The 19325-nt window shown below is 73.1% G+C and carries 14 protein-coding genes; all 14 read left to right on the top strand.

Translation table 11 applies throughout. The annotated features are described in order from the left end of the window. The first annotated feature begins 296 nt into the window (after window positions 1-296). The 14 genes from ACLWS4_RS11420 (at window position 297) to ACLWS4_RS11355 (ending at window position 19320) form a co-directional block, all read left to right on the top strand. Window positions 297-2036, top strand: coding sequence for a peptidoglycan-binding protein (locus ACLWS4_RS11420; RefSeq protein WP_387823794.1), 1740 nt, complete (start codon window positions 297-299; stop codon window positions 2034-2036). A gap of 109 nt (window positions 2037-2145) precedes the next feature. After that, window positions 2146-2535: a hypothetical protein gene (locus tag ACLWS4_RS11415; protein ID WP_416874005.1), complete on the top strand. Its 390-nt coding sequence runs from the start codon at window positions 2146-2148 to the stop codon at window positions 2533-2535. Between the two features lie 192 nt (window positions 2536-2727). Next, entirely contained in the window at window positions 2728-4575 is a 1848-nt protein-coding gene (locus ACLWS4_RS11410) for a phage tail sheath family protein (RefSeq protein WP_416874004.1), read from the top strand. Between the two features lie 7 nt (window positions 4576-4582). Beyond that, window positions 4583-5107 (top strand): phage tail protein, encoded by a 525-nt coding sequence (locus ACLWS4_RS11405; RefSeq protein ID WP_049649365.1) that lies wholly within the window; start codon window positions 4583-4585, stop codon window positions 5105-5107. Window positions 5108-5121: 14 nt separating this feature from the next. Beyond that, a complete protein-coding gene (locus tag ACLWS4_RS11400; protein ID WP_387823785.1) occupies window positions 5122-5853 on the top strand; it encodes a hypothetical protein in 732 nt (243 codons plus the stop codon). Beyond that, window positions 5846-6532: a hypothetical protein gene (locus tag ACLWS4_RS11395; protein ID WP_416874003.1), complete on the top strand. Its 687-nt coding sequence runs from the start codon at window positions 5846-5848 to the stop codon at window positions 6530-6532. The genes ACLWS4_RS11400 and ACLWS4_RS11395 overlap by 8 nt, the downstream gene beginning before the upstream one ends. Before the next feature lie 73 nt (window positions 6533-6605). Further along, entirely contained in the window at window positions 6606-7874 is a 1269-nt protein-coding gene (locus ACLWS4_RS11390; protein WP_416874002.1) for a DUF4255 domain-containing protein, read from the top strand. Between the two features lie 41 nt (window positions 7875-7915). Then, the gene (locus ACLWS4_RS11385) at window positions 7916-9925 is read left to right on the top strand and encodes an ATP-binding protein (RefSeq protein WP_416874001.1); all 2010 of its coding nucleotides are present in this window, start codon (window positions 7916-7918) and stop codon (window positions 9923-9925) included. Continuing rightward, window positions 9916-10287: a hypothetical protein gene (locus ACLWS4_RS11380; RefSeq protein ID WP_416874000.1), complete on the top strand. Its 372-nt coding sequence runs from the start codon at window positions 9916-9918 to the stop codon at window positions 10285-10287. The genes ACLWS4_RS11385 and ACLWS4_RS11380 overlap by 10 nt, the downstream gene beginning before the upstream one ends. Further along, window positions 10284-16547: an eCIS core domain-containing protein gene (locus tag ACLWS4_RS11375; RefSeq protein ID WP_416873999.1), complete on the top strand. Its 6264-nt coding sequence runs from the start codon at window positions 10284-10286 to the stop codon at window positions 16545-16547. The genes ACLWS4_RS11380 and ACLWS4_RS11375 overlap by 4 nt, the downstream gene beginning before the upstream one ends. Before the next feature lie 14 nt (window positions 16548-16561). Continuing rightward, a complete protein-coding gene (locus ACLWS4_RS11370) occupies window positions 16562-17167 on the top strand; it encodes a hypothetical protein (protein ID WP_416873998.1) in 606 nt (201 codons plus the stop codon). Then, window positions 17164-17811 carry a hypothetical protein gene (locus tag ACLWS4_RS11365; protein ID WP_416873997.1) on the top strand — a complete coding sequence of 216 codons (648 nt, stop codon included), beginning with the start codon at window positions 17164-17166 and terminating at the stop codon, window positions 17809-17811. The genes ACLWS4_RS11370 and ACLWS4_RS11365 overlap by 4 nt, the downstream gene beginning before the upstream one ends. Beyond that, window positions 17808-18170 carry a hypothetical protein gene (locus ACLWS4_RS11360; protein ID WP_416873996.1) on the top strand — a complete coding sequence of 121 codons (363 nt, stop codon included), beginning with the start codon at window positions 17808-17810 and terminating at the stop codon, window positions 18168-18170. Before ACLWS4_RS11365 ends, ACLWS4_RS11360 begins: the two co-directional genes overlap by 4 nt. Then, window positions 18163-19320 carry a hypothetical protein gene (locus tag ACLWS4_RS11355; protein WP_416873995.1) on the top strand — a complete coding sequence of 386 codons (1158 nt, stop codon included), beginning with the start codon at window positions 18163-18165 and terminating at the stop codon, window positions 19318-19320. The genes ACLWS4_RS11360 and ACLWS4_RS11355 overlap by 8 nt, the downstream gene beginning before the upstream one ends. The last annotated feature ends 5 nt before the right edge of the window (window positions 19321-19325 follow it).

Raw genomic sequence — 19325 nt, 5'->3', positions numbered from 1 at the left:
CACCCTCCCCGCGCACCCCGATCGGATCCGGCCGACGGATCCGGCGGTCCCGGCGGCCTCGGCTGCACACCGGGGCAGGACAGGGCGTACGACCCTCCAGTGCCAGTGGCATATTGCCCGGAACGGCCCACTCCCGGATGCGGCGAAAGTGCGTAGATCCCTTGTATTTCAAGGGAGTTGACGCATACCGAGGGGTACGGTGAGGTGGGCATGACGCTCCGGTCGGCGTCGCGTCCCGGGCTCGGGCCCGGGCGGGTCGGCCGTAGCTGCCATCGGCGCGAAGGGGGAGCTTCCTGATGGCATACGCGAAGGGTTATGACGTCTCCGACTTCCAGTCGGGCATTCCGGGGGACGCGGAGTTCGTCTTCATCAAGGCCACCGAGGGCGGTCGCACCGGCCAGTCGGGGTACACCGACAAGCTGGCGGACGCCCGGGGGCGGGGACTGGTGGTCGGGCACTACCACTTCCTGCACGCGGAGAACCCGGTCGACGGCGAGATCGAGCACTTCTGCCGGGTCGTCGGGCAGGTGCCCGCGGGCGAACTGCTGGTGCTGGACTTCGAGCCGTACGGGCAGTCTGTCGCCGACGGCGACGCGACCGCGGCGAAGAACCAGTGGCTGGCGGCGGTCAAACAGCGCTATCCGGACCACCTGGTCGGGCTCTACACCAACCGGGACTACTGGTTCCGGACGGACGACAACGCGGGCGACTTCCTGTGGATCGCGGACTACGTGTCCCCGGGTTCGCCGCGCGTCCAAGCGTCCTGGCGCTTCCACCAGTACAGCGACGACCCGCTCGACGCGGACGTCTTCAACGGCTCGCTGGACGAGTTGAGGGCGTGGGCCGGCAGCGGCCAGGCCCCGGCCCCCGACACACCCGCGCCGACGCCGACGCCGAATCCCACACCCTCGGTGCCCGACTGGCCGGGGCTGCAGCTGGTGAGCCGGGACCAGTGGGGCGCGCGGGCATGGCGCGAGCCCAACGGTTCGATCCCGTACGCCGGTGCGCGCGCCGGGGTGAAGGTGCACTACCTGGGCACCCGGTACGCCTTCGACACCCACGACACCTGCCCGGCCTACGTGCGGCGCCTCCAGGCCTCGCACATGAACGACGACGGCTGGTCGGACATCGGCTACAGCTTCGTGGTCTGCGAGCACGGCTTCGTGTACGAGGGCCGCGGCCTGAACCGGCGCAACAGCGCCAACGGCGACGTCCCGCTCAACGAGGCCCACTACGCGGTGTGCGGGCTGGTCGGCTCCTCCGGGTCGACGGAGCCGACCCCGGAGCAGCTCAACGGGCTGCGGGACGCGATCGAATACTGCGAGCAGCAGGGCCCGGCGGGCCCGGAGATCAAGGGGCACCAGGACGGCTACTCGACCGACTGCCCCGGCCCGGCGCTGTACGCCTGGGTGCGGTCCGGTGCGCCGCGCCCGTCCGGGACGGTGGTCACCCCGCCGTCCCAGCCCGCGCCGCAGCCCGACCCGACACCGGCCCGCTACCAGAGCAGCGTCGGCGGCCTGTCGTACGGCTACGGCGCGCACGGTCCGCAGGTCACCATCGTCGGCGAGGCGCTGGTGGCGGCGAACTTCGGCTCGCACTACACCCAGGGCCCCGGCCCGGACTGGACCGACGCCGACACCCTCAACTACGCCGACTACCAGCGCAGCCTGGGGTACTCGGGCGGGGACGCGGACGGCGTGCCCGGCGAGGCCTCGCTGCGCCGGCTGCTGGGCGGGGCGGTCCCGCTGGCCGAGGTGTCGAAGTCCCGGGTGGTCGCGGCCGCCCGCCAGGACCCGGACGCGGCCCAGGGCGCCACCACGTACCCGGACGACGTGTACACGGTGGAGCAGGCGCTCCGCGCCGAGGGGCTGCTCGACGGGCAGTGGGTCGACGGCTCGTTCGGGACCAGCACCATCGACGCCTACGCCGCCCTGCAGCGCCGGTACGGGTACAGCGGGCAGCAGGCGGACGGCATCCCCGGCATCGACTCGCTGACGCGGCTCGGCCAGGCGCACGGCTTCACGGTCACCGGCTGATCGACGGCCACCGGCTGATCCACAGTCACTGGCTGATCCACGGCCACCGGCCGATCCGCGGTCGCCGGCTGATCCGCAGTCACCGGCCGACGTCGTCCGAGGAGGATCGATGTACCAAATCGCCCTGTCCCTGTGGCGCACCTGTGTGCCCTACATCGTGGCGTTCCTGGCGGTGCAGGCGGCGCGGCTCGGCCTCCACCTGGACAACGCCTCCGTCACCTCCGCCCTGGTCACCGGCTTCGGTACGGCCTACTACGCGGTGTTCCGCTTCCTGGAGCACCGGTTCGGCGCGACCTGGGGCTGGTTCCTGGGGGCCGCCAGGCCGCCGTCCTACCAGCAGCCGGCGGCCACCCCGCCGGCGGCCGCCAAGCCGGTAGCAGCCACGCCGACCACGCCGACCACGGCGGCCACCACACCAGCCGCACCGACGGCGACCGAGTCGCCCACGCCGCCGACGACCACCCGCCCCGACTACCGGAACCTGCCCGAAGGCGGCTGACCGGCCGGACGGGAGACCGACCCGGGGTTGCGGAATTCCCTGCTCCGCAACCCCACGAAATAGGCGCAGTAATACAATTAAGTTTCTCAGTTCAGGTCTTGACGAATTGTCACCCGATTATGAAACTGAGCCTGCCACCACTGCATCGGGCACCATCGGTCCCTTGATGCACGAAGTGAACGGAGGGGGAATTTGCCGACGATACCGACCTACCCCGGCGTCTACATCGAAGAACTTCCCAGCAGCGTCCGTACCATCACCGCGGTGAGCACCTCGGTGACCGCCTTCGTCGGGGCCACCCGGCGCGGCCCGCTCGACCAGCCGGTCACCCTCACCAGCTTCGCGGACTTCGAACGCCGTTTCGGCGGGCTCGCGGCGCAGAGCCCGGTCAGCTACGCCGTCCAGCAGTTCTTCCTGAACGGGGGCTCGGTCGCGGTCGTCGTCCGGGTCGCCGCGGCCGGCACCGGCGCCGCCGCGGGTGCCACGCTCACCTCGACGCAGACCTCCACCGCGACCCCGGTCCTGGACGTCACGGCCGTCGAGCCGGGGCTCTGGGGCGGGACGCTGCGGGTCGCCGTGGACTACCGGACGCCCACGCCCGGCGACACGTTCAACCTCCAGGTGTTCGACACCTCGGGCGCGGTCCGGGAGTCCTTCGCGGACCTGTCGGTCCAGGACGGCAGCCCCCGGTTCGCCGAGACGGTGGTGAACAGCGGCTCGGCGGTGGTCCGGGTGAAGGTCCGGGCGGCGAGCCGGCCGGACCCGGTGGGCACCGTGTCCAAGCCGTTCGCGGCCGCCCTGCCCGACCTCACCCACGAGGTCCAGGTCAAGATCGGCGACGTGACGCGGACGGTCAGGATCTACGACCCGGCCGTGGACGGCGCCGCGCCGACCACCGTCACCGAGCTCGCCCTGCTGCTCGAACGCAAGCTCCGCGCGCTGCCCGACGCCCCGGGCAAACGCGTCTTCGCGGGCACCCGGGTGACGGCGTTCGGCCGGCAGCTCCAGGCCGTCGCCGGCTCCACCGACCCGGCCGACGTGGTCCGCTTCCTCGGCGAGGCGGCCAACAACCTCGGCCTGGAGGGCTCGGTCAGCCCGCCGGTCTTCGCCCTCGCCGGCGGCCAGGACGGCGGGGCCCCCGGGCTGACCGACCTGATCGGCAGCGAGGCGGGCAAGACCGGCATCCAGGCGCTGCGCGACGTGCAGGACGTCAACCTGCTGGTGCTGCCCGAACTGGCCGGCTACACCGACGTGGACGACGCCGTCACGGTGGTCTCGGCCGCCCAGGCGCTCTGCGTGGAGAAGCGGATGTTCCTGATCGTCGACTCGCCGCAGGCGTGGACGACGCTGGACGCCGCCCGGGCCGGCCTGTCCGCCTTCGACTCGGTGCGCGGCGACCACGCGGCGCTGTACTTCCCGCACCTGGAGCTGGTCGACCCGCTCACCGGGCGGCTGCGCGCCTTCCCGCCGTCCGGCACCGTCGCCGGGGTGATCGCGCGCACCGACGGCCAGCGGGGCGTGTGGAAGGCCCCGGCGGGCACGGAGGCCGGCCTGCCCGGGGTGCGCGCCCTGACCGTCCCGATGACGGACCGGGAGAACGGCCTGCTGAACCCGCTCGCGGTGAACTGCCTGCGGACGTTCCCCGTGGTGGGCCCCGTGGTGTGGGGGGCCAGGACCCTGGCCGGCGCCGACGTGCTCGGCTCGCAGTGGAAGTACGTGCCGGTGCGGCGCCTCGCGCTGATGCTGGAGGAGAGCCTCTACCGCGGCACGAAGTGGGTCGTGTTCGAGCCCAACGACGAGCGGCTGTGGGCGCAGATCCGGCTGAACGTGGGCACGTTCCTGCACTCGCTGTTCCAGCAGGGCGCGTTCCAGGGCACGTCCGCGCGCTCGGCCTACTTCGTCAAGTGCGACCGGGACACCACCACCCAGGACGACGTCAACCGCGGCGTGGTGAACGTCGTGGTCGGGTTCGCGCCGCTCAAGCCCGCGGAATTCGTGATCGTCAAAATCGAGCAACTCGCCGGACAGTTCGAGGTTTAGGATCTCCATGGTCGAGTTCACCGTCAATCCGCACCGGTTCGATCCGTACAAGAACTTCAAGTTCCTGGTCGTCTGGGACGGACGGGTCGTCGCCGGAATCAGCAAGATCAGCCCGCTCAAGCGCACCACCGAGGTGGTGAAGCACCGCAGCGGGGGCGATCCGAGCGCGCCGCGCAAGTCACCGGGCCGCACCGACTTCGAGGCGGTCACCCTGGAGCGCGGGGTCACCCACGACCCGGAGTTCGACCGCTGGGCCAACAAGGTCTGGATGGTCGGCGCGGGCCGCGGGGCGGAGGTCTCGCTCCGGGACTTCCGCAAGGACCTGGTGATCCAGGTGCTCAACGAAGCCGGCCAGGTGGCGGTCGCCCACAAGCTGTACCGGGCCTGGCCGAGCGAGTACCAGGTGCTGGGCGAACTGGACGCCAACGCCAACGCGGTGGCCATCCAGAGCCTCAAGCTGGAGGTCGAGGGCTGGGAACGGGACGAGGAGACGCCCGAGCCGGAAGAGCCCTCGTTCCAGCAGCCGGCCTGAGGGGCCTGAGCGCGATGGAACTCGCGGGGGAGGCGGCCCTGTTGGCCACCTGGGAGGCCGGGGTGGCGGCCGGCCGCAGCGGGCGGGCCCTGCTGCTGCACGCCGTCGCCCGGCCCGCCGCCGGGCCGGAGGAGCTGCTGGCCGTACCGGTCGGCGAGCGGGACGCCGAACTGTTCGGCCTGCGCGGCGAGTTGTTCGGTGAACAGCTCACCGTACGGGTGGGCTGCCCGGGGTGCGCCGAGGAGATGGAGTTCGACTTCGACGCCGGACAGGTGGTCGGTGCCGGTCGACCGGCCGCCGGGCCGCTGCGGGTGGAGTCGGACGGCTGGCGGGTCGGCTTCCGGCTGCCCACCACCGGCGACCTGGCCGCCGCCGAACGGGCCCCCGCGGGCGAGGCCAGGACCGTCCTGCTGGAGCGGTGCGTCCTGAGCGCCGAGCACGACGGGGAGCCGGTGCCCGCCCGGCGGCTCCCCGAGCCGGTCCAGCGGCAGGTGGCCGAGGCCGCCGCCGCGGCCGACCCCTGCGCGGACGTCCGGCTCAACCTCGGCTGCCCCGACTGCGGCCGACAGGCCCTCGCCGAACTGGACATCGCCTCCTACCTCTGGGAGGAGCTGGACGCCTGGGCCCGCGCGACCCTGCTCGACGTCCACCTGCTGGCCACCGCCTACGGCTGGAGCGAGCCGGAGGTCCTGGCGCTCAGCCCGCTGCGGCGCCGCTACTACCTGGAGCTGTGCGCAGATGCCTGACTACTTCGACCGCCTGGTCGCGAAGGGCGGCCCCGGCGGGGACACCGTCCGCGTCCGGCCGCGCCTGCCGGGGCCGTTCGAACGGATCGAGACGCTCGGGGCGGCGCCGCCGCCCGCCGGGGAGGCCGCCGCGTCGGGCCGGGAGGTCGGACAGCCCGGGCCCGCGCCACTCCCCCGGCCGTCGGCGGCACCGCGTCCGCTGCCGTCCGCGGGGCCGCTCCGGCCGGCGCTCCGCGAGGCGCCGCCGACTCCTCCGGCCGCGCTCCCGCTGCCGCGCACGCCGCTGCTGGTCACGCCCCCGCTCGCGCCCGCTCGCGTCGCGCCGGCCGCACCCGCCGGGCCCGGGTCGGAGGGTACGGCCGCCCGCCCGGCGGCCGTACCGGCGGTCACCGCACCCGTCCGGCCGCCGGGCCCGGAACAGGCGGCGACCCCGCCACCGGCCACGGGACGGCTCGGCGTCGCGCCGGCCGCCCGGCGCCCGGCCGCCGCGGGCGCTCGGGCCGCCGCTCAGGCGGCACGTGGCCGGCCGCGGCCGACCGAGCGGGTGGTCCGGGTCCAGATCGGGCGGGTGGAGGTCAGGGCCGCGGAGCGCGCCCCGGCCGGCCCGCGCCGGGCGGCGGCCGCCCGCCCCTCCCCCGCGCTCGACCTGGGCGCGTACCTCGACCGGGAGCGGCCATGACCAGGCGAGTGGGCCTGCGGGCCGTCACACGTCGCGCACGGGCAGATGCCGCCGAGCGAAACGGGGAGGGCGCATGAGCAACCACCTCGCGATCGCCACGGTGACCGAGGCGCTGCGGCTGCTCGTCTCCCGCGCGCTCTCGCCCGACATCCCGTTCGCGGTCGAGGTCGGCACCCGCAAGCCGCCGACCGAACCACCCGCCGACCCGACCATCACCGTGTTCCTCTACCAGGTCACGCCCAACGCCTCACTGCGCAACCACGACGCGCCCACCCGCGCGACCGACGGCACCGTGCTGACCCGGCCGGCCGCCGCCCTCGACCTGCACTACCTGATCAGCTGCTACGGCGAGGAGTCCCAGCTGGTGGGCCAGCGGCTGCTCGGCTGCGTCGTCCGGACGCTGACCGAACAGCCCGCGCTGTCCCGGCAGTTGATCGAGGAGGCGGCCGCCCAGCCGTACCTCGTGGGGACGGACCTCGCCGCCTCGCCGCAGCGGGTGCGCTTCACCCCCACCACGATGGACGTCGACGAGATGTCCAAGCTGTGGAGCACGCTGCTCCAGACCCCCTACGCGCTGTCGGTGACCTACCAGGCCACCGCCGTGTTCGTGGAGGGCAAGGTCGATCCGGTCGCGGGCAAGCCGGTGCTGCGCCGCACCGTCCGGGCCGTGCCGTCCCGCGGGCCGGTCGTCGAGCGGGTGCTGTCCCGCCCGGCCGGGTCCACCGGCGCGCCCGAGGAGGGGCCGGTGACCAGGGACCGGGAGCTGGTGGTGGTCGGCTCCGGTCTGCGCGCGGAGCTGGTCGTGGCCCGGCTGGGCGGGCGCCGGGTGCCGGTCGCCCCGGGCGGTGTGCGGGACGACCGGCTGGTGGTCGCCGTCCCGGCGGACCTGCCGCCCGGCGTGTACCAGCTGCAGGTGCTGCACGGCCTGGCGCTGGACGGCCGGCCCGCCGCGGAGCACCTCGCCGTGGAGTCCAACGCGCAGACCTTCGCCCGGCAGCCGCGGATCGCCGCGCCGATCGGTACGGCGGACCGTACCGACGGACCGGCCGGGGTCTCGGCCCAGGTGGACGTCCGACTGGACGTTCCACTCCGGGACGACCAGCAGGTCCTGCTGCTGCTGGACGAGTTGAGCCCGCCGACCGGGCGCGCCGGGGCGAGCTACCAGTTCCGCGCACCCGTGCCGTCGCAGCCGCGCAGCGACCCGTTCGCGGTCCGGGTGCCGGTCACCGGCGTCCGGCCGACGGTGTACCTGGCCCGGGTCCAAGTGGACGGCGTGCCGAGCGAGTTGACGGTGTCCGGCGACGGGGCCTTCACCGGCCCCGTGGTGGACCTGACGCACTGACCACAGGACGCACCAACACAACGGACGGGACGGGGGGAGAGATGGCAACGCGCCGCAGGCAGGACCGCGAAGGCCTGGCGGACGAGTCGCACCGGCAGTCGCTGTCGGCCGCGGTCGCCGCCGTGCTCGCACGGGTCGACGCGCACGCGGCCGGCCGTACCGCCGAGCCGGCCCCGCCGTCGACCCCGGAGACGACCCGTACCGCCGAGCCGCCCGCCCCCGGCACCCGCCGCACCGGGCGGCGGCAGCCCGCCACCGCCCTGGACGCGCTCGCCGCCTCCTTCGGGCTCACCCCCTTCGAGCGGGACGTCCTCGTGCTGGCCGCCGCGCCCGAGATCGACCCCACCGCCGCCGCCCGGTGCGCCGCGGCCGGCGGCGACCCCGGGCGCGGGTACCCGACCTTCTCGCTCGCCCTCGCCGCCCTGGACCGGCCGCACTGGAGCGCGCTCACCCCGGTGGGCCCGCTGCGCCGCTTCCGGCTGGTCGAGCTGGACGACGAGACGGCGCTCACCGCCTCCCGGCTGCGGATCGACGAGCGGGTGCTGCACTTCCTGGTCGGCGTGCCCTACCTGGACGTACGGCTGCACGGCCTGCTCACCCGGGTCGGGCCGCCCGGCGAACTGCCCGAACCCCACGAGCGGTGCGCGGCCGAGCTGGCCCAGGGGTGGTCCGCGGCCGGGCTGACCGGCCCGCCGCACGCCGAGCTGAGCGGCGCCGACCGCCGCACCCGCTGGGAGATCGCCTCGGCGGCCGCCCACCGCTCCGGGCTCGGCCTCTACGTCGCGCACCGCGAGGACCTGCCCACCGAGCCCGCCGAGCGCGAGCAGCTCGCCCGGCTGTGGCAGCGGGAGGCGATCCTGATCCCGGCCGCGCTGCTGGTCGAGGACGGGGAGCCGGCCCGGGAGCAGCCGCGGTCCCCGAACGGCGCGGAGGCCTTCCTCGCGAGCCTGGCGGTGCCGCTGGTGGTGTCCGGCGACGAGCCCCGGCCGGCCGGGGCCTCCGACCGCGCCCGGCTGACCGTGCCCACGCTCGGCCCCGAGGAGCAGCTGGGCATCTGGACCGAGGCGCTGGACGGCGCGCCGGGCATCGCCGAGGCCGAACTCCGGGCGCTGGCCGCGCAGTTCTCCCTGCCCGGCCATGTGATCCGGTCGGCCGCCGCAACGGCCCGGCGGGCGGCCGAGAAGGACCAGGACGTCGGCGAACTGGCCTGGCACGCCGGGCTGGTGGAGGCCCGGATGTCCCTGGACGAGCTGGGCCGGCGGGTCGAGCCACGGGCCGACTGGGAGGACCTGGTCCTGGAGGAGCGCCAGCGCGCGACGCTGCGCGAGATCGTCGCCCACGTCCGCCGGCGCGGCACGGTCTACCAGGAGTGGGGCTTCGAAGCGGTGCTGCGGCGCGGCCTGGGGGTGACCGCGCTGTTCGCCGGCGGCTCGGGCACCGGAAAGACGCTGGCGGCCGAGGTCGTCGCCGGGCGGCTCGGGGTGGACCTGTTCGTCATCGACCTCTCCCAGGTCGTCAGCAAGTACATCGGCGAGACCGAGAAGAACCTCCGGCGGGTCTTCGACGCGGCCGAACGCGGCGGCGCGCTGCTGCTGTTCGACGAGGCCGACGCGCTGTTCGGCAAGCGCAGCGAGATCAAGGACAGCCACGACCGCTACGCCAACCTGGAGGTCAGCTACCTGCTGATGCGCATGGAGGCCTACCGGGGCCTGGCCGTGCTCACCACCAACATGAAGAAGGCGCTGGACCCCGCGTTCATGCGGCGGATCAGGTTCGTGGTCGACTTCCCGTTCCCCGGGGTGCCGGAACGCGCCGAGATCTGGCGGCGGGTCATCCCCCCGCGGACCCCCAGCGAGGGCCTCGACCCCGAGCGGCTCGCCCAACTCACCGTGGCCGGCGGCTCGATCCGCAACATCGCGCTGTCCGCGGCCTTCCTGGCCGCCGACGAGGGCTGCCCGGTGCAGATGCGGCACATGCTGGCCGCCGCGCGCACCGAGTACCTGAAGCTGGAGCGCTCGCTGTCACCCTCGGAGGTCGGCGGATGGGTGTGAACGCGCGGGACGGAGGCGGGCCGGGCACCCCCGAACACCCGGGTGCCGGGCGGATCGAGGTCGAGATCGGCGAGCTGGTCCTCGACGGCTTCGAGCGGATCGACCACGAGCGGCTGACGACGGCGTTCCGCGGCGAGCTGGCCCGCCTGGTCGAGACGCGCGGCGTACCGCTCGCGGCGGGCGGCGACCGCGCGCTGGACCTGCTCTCCGGGCTGCCGCCGCTGCCGGCGGGCGCCTCACCGCAGCGGCTCGGCGAGGCGCTCGCCCGCGCCGTGCACGCCGGGCTGTCGGGTACTGGTCAGCTCCCGGCTGGTGGGCGGCTCTCGGGTACCGGGCGGCACGTGGAACGGGGGCGGACGTGACGCAACTCAACGCCCCCGCCCGGGACTCCGCGCAGGACGCCAAGCAGGGCGGCCAGGCCCGGCGCAAGACCCGGGCACCGAAGGCCCGCACCCCCGAGCCGAAGGAGATCGTCTCCGGCGCGGGCCAGCCGCTCGACCCGGGCGTGCGCCGGGAGTTGGAGGCGCGGCTCGGCCACGACCTCAGCCGGGTCCGGGTGCACACCGACCGGGACTCCGCCGCGCTGACCGAGCTGATCGGCGCGGACGCCGTCGCCGTCGGCCCGGACCTCTTCTTCGGCGAGGGCAAGTACCGGCCGGCCGCCGAGGACGGCCGCCGACTGCTCACCCACGAGCTGCTGCACACCATCCAGGCCCCGAACCCGCTCGGCGCACTGCGGGCCGGCCGCGACCTGGGCGCGGTGAGCCTGCCGCAGGACGCCGTCGAACGCGAGGCGGAGCAGGGCGCGAGCGGGGACCGGCCGACGACGGCGACGCCCAGCGCCACACCGGGCTGGCTCCGCTACGCGACCGTCGACGCCGACCGCTTCCGCACCGAACGGCTCGACCCGGCCACCCTGGTCGACCGGCTGGCGTCCGGCATCCTGCGCTCGCTGCGCGGCGACCCGACCGACTCCTCCGGCCGAGTCCGCCTCCAACTCGCCAGATTCGCGCCCGAGTTGCAGTCCTCCGTCCTGGACCGGCTGGCGGTCCTGCTGCCCTCCTCCGACTACACCCGGGTGCTGGAACTGGTCGAGGCCGCCGAGCACCGCCCGGCCGACGTGGACGCCGCCCAGACCCCCGAGCCGGTGACCGATGCCGCCGACCGGACCACCGACGACCGCGACCGGACCGACCAGGAGGACCGCGAGGAACGGGACCGGAAGCAACAACTCGACGACGAGGAACGGCAGTCGGACGACCCGAAGGCTCGCAGCAAGCACCGGAAACACCGCAAGGGCCACGGCGGCAAGGACGAGAAGGACGGCGACGAGGAACGCCCGGAGCAGCAGGACGGACAGCAGGCACCACCCGCGGAGGGCGAGGCCGCTCAGACCGAACCGGCCGCACAGCCCGCCGCGCAGCCGGAGGCCGGTCAGGCCCAACTCCCCACGGAGGCGCAGCCGTCGGCTGTCGAGGAGGCGCCCGCGGCAGGCCCGGAACAGGCGCCCGTACCGGCCGAGGAGGGCGCCGCCCAGCCGGTCGCCGCCACCGTACCCGGCTCGCCCGAGGCCGAGCAGCAGGGCATCGGCACCCGGCCCTCGGCCGGCACGAAGCCGCAGGAGCCCGCCGCCGGGCTTCTGCCGCAGACCGCGCCGGTCAAGCCCGAGCGCCTGGACGCGATCGCGCGGGCCGAGGACAGCCCGCTGGCCCGGCACGGGCTGCTGGAGGGCGACCACCGGCAGGGCGAAGCCCCGGACGAGGAACGGCCGTTGGGCATGGAGCCCGGCGCCGACTCCGAGGTCCACGACGCGCCCGCCGCGGGCGAGGACCGGCCGTCGTCGGCCGTCCCCGGGCCCGAGCTCAAGCCCGGGGACTTCCTGCCCTCCGCCGACCTCGACGTGTCCGCCGTCCCGACGGCCGATCAGCTCACCCTGTCGGCGGACGGCACGCCCCCCGCGCAGGCCGAGGCGCCCGAGTTCCCCGAGCCGCCCGCGACCAAGGCCGAGCAGGTGCAGGCCGAGCGGGACAGCCGGCCGGAGGACGACGCGGAGACGGCCCCGGCTCCGCCCGAGCAGGCGGAGCCCGGGGCGGCACCCCAGGCCGCCCCCGAGCCGACCCCCGCCACCGAGGCCGAGGACCGGAGCGCCCGCGACCTCCAGCCGGAGCAGCCGGTCGAGCAGGAGATCGGCCCCGAACCCACCGCGAACCCGGCCGCGGCCCCGGCGCCGGCCCCTGCCGAGCCCACGCAGCCGGAGGCGCCGCAGCCCGAAACCCCCGCCGAGGCGGCGCGCGAGGCCGAACCCGCACCCGAGGCGGCCCCCGAGGCGGCCGCCTCGCCCGAGCCGAGCGGCCCGGACCGTACCGCCCCCGTGGCGCCGGGGCCGGTCGGCGGCAGCGGGCCGGTCGGCGGGGACGGCGCCGTCCTCGACAGCGCTCCCGGGGCAGCCCCCGACACCGCCCTGGACGCCGCCCCCGGCCCGGCCGCCGAGCAGGCCGACGCGCCCGGCGGACTCACCGCCCAGGCCGCCCCCGACGCCTCGCTGGAGGCGGGCGGCGGCGCCTGCGCGGGCCCCCAGCAGCCCACCACCGAGGCGGAGCAGGACGGCACCGGCGGCGCCGGCGGCGGCTGTGCGGGCGGAGGCGGGGCCGCGGCCGGGGGCGCCCAGGGCGGGCAGGAGCAGCAGAAGCCGGCCGCGCCCGACGTCTCCGGCCAGGACCCGCAGAGCGCGCTCGCCACCGCCGCGAGCCTTCCGCCCGATCAGCTGGCCACCACCCTGGACGGCGTGGACGGATCGGTGGACCGTACGGTCGGTGAGCAGCACGCCCGACTGCAGGCCGCCCCGCCGACCACCCAGCGGCCCTCCGGCGCACCGCAGACCCAGTCCGGCGCACCCGAGGCGGCGCCGCCCGCCGAAGCCGTGACGGAGCGGCTGGAGCGGGTCGGCCCGGAGGGCGCGGACGGCGGGCAGCGGACGGCCGACCAGAAGAAGGTCGAGGGCCGGAACCCCGGCGACCGGGTCGCCCCGCCCAATGTCGCCGACGACGCGGGCAACCAGGTCTCGGCGCAGGAGGTGCAGCAGGCCCAGGTCGCCGTCGACGGCGTCCCCTCGACCGACCCGGCGCTGAACACCACCGTCGGCGCCGCGCCCAAGGTCGAACTGACCGGGGAGAGCGACCCGGCACGCACCGACCGGCAGGCCGCGAAGCTCAAGGAGAGCTCCGGCAGGATCCTCGGCGTCGGCCGGGAGGACACCGCCAAGCCGATGGGCGAGGACCGGATCTACCCGGACGTCCCGAAGGAGACCCTCACCGCCTCCGTCCCCGGTGGCGGCGGCAAGCGCGGGGGCGCCAGGGCAGGCGGCGCCGTCGACACCAAGCCGGGCATCGGCATCGTCACCCAGCAGGAGCGCGGCCCGCAGATCCAGGCCGCGGTCGGCGAGGGCCAGGGCCGGCTGGGCTCCGAACAGGCCCAGCAGAAGCAGGGCGAGGCCGACGCCCGGCGGCAGAACCAGGCCGAGGTCGACCAGGCGGTCGCCGACAACGCCCAGGCCCAGGCCGGGGAACGGGGCGACGCCGCAGAGAGGGTCAAGGCCGAACGCGAGCAGTGGCGCACCGAGCAGGACGGGAAGATCACCACCGCGGACCAGGACGCCGGTGCCGAGCACACCGACAAGACCGGCCAGATCGACAAGAAGCGCGCCGGGGCCGACAAGGACGTCCAGGACCGCCAGCAGCAGGACAACCAGAAGATCCAGGACAAGCGGAAGGAGGCCGAGGAGAAGGCCCAGAAGGAGAAGGACCGCAAGAAGGAGGAGTCCGAAGGCTGGTGGGGCTGGGTCAAGTCCAAGGTCAAGGCGGCCTTCGACGCACTGGTCGAGGCCGTCACCAAGGTCTTCGACTTCTTCCGCGGCCTGATCAACGACATCATCGACGGCTTCCGGAAGTTCGCGAACTGGGCGATCGACCAGGCGCGGAAGTTCGCCGTCGAGCTGATCGACAAGCTCGCGGACGCGCTCATCAAGATCTGCGACGTCCTGCTGGCGGCCTTCCCCGAACTGCGGGACAAGTTCCGCAAGAAGATCGAGGAATGGCGCGACAAGGCCATCGCCAAGGTCAACGAGTGGGCGGACCGGCTCAAGAACGCCGTCAACAAGCTCCTCGACGCGCTCGCCGCCGGGCTGAACGCACTGCTGGACGCGCTGGAGGCAGGACTCAAGGCCGCCATCGAGGCCGTCCGCAAGGCCGTCATGGACGCGATCGACTTCGTCCAGAAGGCGATCGCCGTCTTCGGCGAGTTCGCGGCCCTGATCGGCGACATCGCCCCCGACCCGGGCGGCTGGCTGAAGAAGCTCGGCACCGCCGCGGTCGACGGCATCCAGCACTACCTGTGGGGCGCGATCAAGAGCGCGGTGCGGACCTGGTTCAACGAGAAGGTCGAGTCGGTCGTCGGGCTGACGTCCACGATCGTCAACGTCCTGGTCAAGGGCTGCATCTCGATGGCCCAGATCGGCCGGATGGCCTGGCAGGCGATCGTCGCGGCACTGCCCGGGATGATCGTGTCGATCGTCGTCGAGAAGCTGGTCTCGATGATCGTGCCGGCGGCCGGTGCGATCATGACGATCATCCAGGGGCTGATGGCGGCCTGGAACACCATCAGCAAGATCATCGCGGCGATCGGGAAGTTCGTCGCCTTCCTCAAGGCCGTCAAATCCGGATCGGCCGCCTGCCTCTTCGCCGACGCCGTCGCGGCGGGCGTGGTCGCGCTGCTCGACTTCATCTCCAACTTCCTGCTCAGCAAGCTCAAGGGAGCCGGCAAGGCGGTCGGCACCAAGCTCAAGGGGATCGCCCAGCGGATCCTCAAAGGCCTGGCCAGGGCAGGTCGCGGTGCCCGCAAGGCGGCGGGCCGGGCCGTCAACAAGGCCCGCGCGAGCCTGCGCCGGGCCACCCAGTCCCTGCGGCGCCGGCCCGGCCCCGGCCGTCCCGCCCGGCCCGCCCGCCCTGCCCGCACCGGCCCCGCGCGGCACACCGTGCAGCACGCGGAGCGCCCCGCCCAACACCGCCCAACCGCCACCCGCCCCAAGCCCGCCACCCCGCGCCGCCCCACCTCCCCCGTCGGCCGCGCCCTCAACTCCTCCCGCCAGACCGTCAAAGCCGCCCTCAACCGGGTACGGACGGCCGCCCGCACCCTCGGCCGCAAGGTCCTCAACAGCAAGCTGGGCCGCGCCCTCACCAACGGCGCCCACAGGATCCGCGACGCCTACCGCAAGCAACGCGACCGCCTCCGCACCTGGCACCAGAAGCGCCAGCAGCAACGCGCCCAACGCCGCAAGCGCGAGAACTCGCCCGAGGCGAAGCAGCAGCGCCTGGCAGCCATCCTGGCCCGTCTGCGCCCGAGACTGCACCGGCTGCTCGGCCGAGGACTGCCGGACAAGGTCCTGAGCGCAGTGCTGAGGGCACTCCGGGTCTGGTACCGGCTCACCGGACTCGACAAGGTCGGCTCCTCCGCCTTTCACGTACTGGCGAAGCTCAATCCGCAGGAAACCGCCGTCGACGGGATCGATGTCGACATTGCCGACCGCGTGGTCCTGATGATCAACAAAATCGGCGAGGAGTACCGCGCGAGGGCCCTGCAGGCCAACGGCGGACGGGCTCAACCCGAGCCGGCATCAGCGGCAAGGGACACGTCCGAACTTGGCCGGCTGGTCAGCAAGGGGAACGTCAAGAAGCGCCAGACTGTCGAACGGTTCGAGGTCGATGTCGCCCAGACTCCGTACCAGGCATCCGGAATGGTCCAGAGCATTCCTGCTCGCGATTCCATGAACATCCCGAGCTATGTGGAGTATCGCGACAACGATCGGATCCTGGCCAGCGTACGACGGGACCAGGGACCGTCCTATTCGGGAAAGGTCCAACGGGAAGATCAACTGGTGCACTGGACCTGGCGGGAGGACGATACCCTGAAGTCGGCCGCCCTCAAGCACAACGAGTGGACGGCCAAGCTGGAGAGCGAGTGGACTCCTGCGGAGCGCCGCGCACTGGCAACCAGTGCCCTGTCCGTCATCTCCGGAGGCAAGCCCGAAGGCCGACACCAACAGAATGCCGCCGAACTCGCACAGTGGCACTTCCAGGTGGAGGGAGGCCGCGACCCGGCGACGTTCGCACTGACCGCCATGGGTCTTGACATGGCCTCACGAGGCCGCGGTCGACTGAAGCTCGGTGACGAGGAGGTGGACTACTCGGATCTTCTGCAGTTCGCGCGGGACTTCCCGATGCGCGAGTTGAAGGCCAAGAAGATCCGGAAAAACCTCCACAAGCACATGGAAACGGTCCAGAAGCACTGGGACAATCCCGTTGGCGCTCGCGGGAATCCCCTCAAGCGCCCGCTCAACAACACGGACAGTAAGGCCGGCCAGGAAAAGTCCGACATGCGCCGAAGGCAGCTCCGAATATTCCGCGCCTGGCTCGCCAGCGTCGACGACCTGAAGGCCTGGGCGAAGGAACTGGAGGGTCTCGCGGCAGAGAGCCCGCAAGTCGTCGAAGCGAGACTCGCCCAGCTGGAGAAGCTCATCCGCGCCAGACTTGAAAAGCTTTGGGAGAAACACAGTGGGTCAACGACTTGAACATGGTGAGCGGTATGAGTAAAGGTGACATCGAGTTCGGCTCCCGCCGGCGTGTACTCCGACCAGGCCCAGGGGAGGCCGAGGTCGAGGCCTTCTGCGCGGCCCACGCGTGGCCGCGAGTCAGAGAGGGCTGGCTGGATCCGGAGGCCAAGTGGGAATACAAGATCACCTGGTCCTGTGGGCCCGCGGTGAAGATTCACTACGTGGAGGACGAGCTTGCCGGGCAACGGTATGTCCAGACCTCCGGCTCCAACCTGCAGATCCTGGAGCACTATGCGCGCATTGCCGAGGAAGAGCTCCCGGTGTGGAACCTGGAAGACCTCGTCGAGCAAGCCGATCTCGCCGAAAACCCCATTCGACGGGGCTTGGCACTCATCCGGCTGGGGGTAGGGGCGCCCACCCGCATCGACAGTGATGTGTTCGCACGGATCGCCGCCGGTCTTGAGGACGCCGCGAAGGAAGTCCGAGACATGTCGATCCTCGCATCGCTCTACGCGGCGTACCCGAGCCTCCGCCCGCTGTTGGAGTCCGTTTCCGAGAATGACGAAGTCCAGGACCTGCGGGACCGTGCACGCTCGATCCTCGCGGCGTTCGACAACATGGGAGTTGCACGGGAGTGACCGGGTACACGGATGCGCCGAAGCCGATCAGGGCCGGGCTGGTCGTCGTCGATCCGCTGCGCGGCACTCCGCAGCGGGTCGTGGTGCTGCAGTTCAATCCGGACAGTCTGGAGCGCTCGTTGGCGCCGCAGGTGGCAGGAGCGGACGGCACCGGGGACCGGACGGAGGCGTTGCGGTTGAAGGGGCCGGCCGTGGAGAGCTGGAAGTTCACGGCGGAGTTGGACGCGACCGACCAGCTGGACCTTCCGGCGCCGAACGGGATTCATCCGCAGTTGGCGACGCTCGAGCTGCTGGTGCAGCCGACCAGTGCCCAGGTGCGGGCGAACCAGGCGTTGGCCTCGCTCGGGACCTTGGAGGTCACGCCGATCGAGGCGCCGCTGACGCTCTTCACCTGGGGTGGGAAGCGGATCCTGCCGGTGCGGCTGACCGAACTGACCATCACGGAGGAGGCCTTCGACATCGACCTCAACCCGATCAGGGCCGCTGTCGCGATCGGGCTGCGCGTCCTGACCGTCAGTGATCTGCCGACCGGGCACCGCGGGGCGGAGCTGTATCTCGCGCACCTGGCGCAGAAGGAGCGGCTGGGCGGTGCCGCGGCCGACGGCCGGTTGGGCGCGCTCGGGCTGGGAGGGGGGTTCCAATGACCATCGACCCGCTGAACGCGCTGCCGGCGCCCTCCCCGTACCCGTTGACCAGCCGGTACCACGGTGTCCCGGTCGCGTTGCACACGGAGCCGGACGGGCGCCAGGTCCCGTACCTGCGGCGGCGGTTGCTGCCGAGTACGGAGGGGCTGACCCCGCTCGCCGAGCACACCGTCAGTGCAGGCGACCGTCCCGATCTGCTCGCCTACCGCTACCTCGGCAGCGCCGACCAGTGGTGGCGGATCGCCGACGCCAACCCGGTGCTCGATCCACGGGAGTTGACCGCGACGCCGGGGCGGCGGATCACGATCGCGCTGCCCGGCGCGGTGCCGGGGGCAGGCCCGGGGGTGGGGAATGGTTGACGCCTCGGCGGTCACGGGGGGCGGGGCGATCGGGTCGATCCACCTGAGCCTGTTGATGGGGCCGCAGATTCCGGTGCCGGTGCCGCAGCCGGTGACCGACGCGCTGCTGTCGGCGCAGGTGACGGTGGCGTCGGGGCAGCGCAGCGGGTTCCAGTTGGCCTTCGACCTGTCGAAGAACGGGCTGATCAACACCGCGCTGCTGCCGGGCGGTTTCTTCGACCCGAAGATCAGGGTCGTGCTGATGGCGGTGGTCACGGGGACGCCGGCCGTGCTGATGGACGGGGTGATCATCCGCCAGGAGGTCGGGGTCAGCAACCAGCCCGGCCAGTCCACGCTGACCGTCACCGGTGAGGACCTGACGGTGCTGATGGACCTGGAGGAGCAGGCCGGTGTGCCCTTCCCCGCGATGTCCCCGGCGGCCCGGGTCGCCGCGATCATCGGCAAGTACGGGCAGTACGGCATGGTGCCGCTGGTCGTCCCGGAGCTGGTGCCGCAGACGCCGATGCCGACCCGGCGGATCGACTTCCAGAAGGGCACCGACCTCGGCTATGTCAACGAGCTGGCGAAGGCGAACGGTTACGTGTTCTACCTGGACCCCGGGCCGGTCCCGGGGATGAGCCGCGCCTACTGGGGGCCGGAGGTCCGGCTGGGCGTCCCGCAGCACGCGCTGAACGTGAACATGGACGCGCTGTCCAATGTCGACCAGCTCACCTTCGCCTTCGACGGCACCGCCCGCGAGGAGCCGGAGGCGCGCATCCAGCTGCCGGCGACCAAGGTGTCGACGATCCTGCCGGTGCCGGAGGTCAGCATCCTGCGGCCGCCGCTCGCGCTCAGGCCGGCGCCGGCGCTGAAGAAGAAGGTCATCGCCGACACCGCCAAGAAGGACACCTCGCAGGCCGTCGCCGAGACGATCGCCAAGGCGATGCAGTCGGCGGACGCCGTCTCCGGCTCGGGCCAGCTCGACGTCGTCCGGTACGGGCACGTGCTGCGGCCGCGCGAACTGGTCGGCGTCCGAGGGGCCGGGATCACCTACGACGGCCTGTACTTCGTCAAGAGCGTCACCCACAACCTCAAGCGCGGCTCGTACACACAGAACTTCACCCTGGCCCGCGAGGGCCTGATCGCCCTCCAGCCGACCGTCGTCCCGTAACACCG

Source organism: Kitasatospora sp. SC0581 (genome assembly GCF_048159585.1).
Taxonomy (GTDB): domain Bacteria; phylum Actinomycetota; class Actinomycetes; order Streptomycetales; family Streptomycetaceae; genus Kitasatospora.
This window is presented reverse-complemented; position numbering and strand designations above follow the sequence as displayed.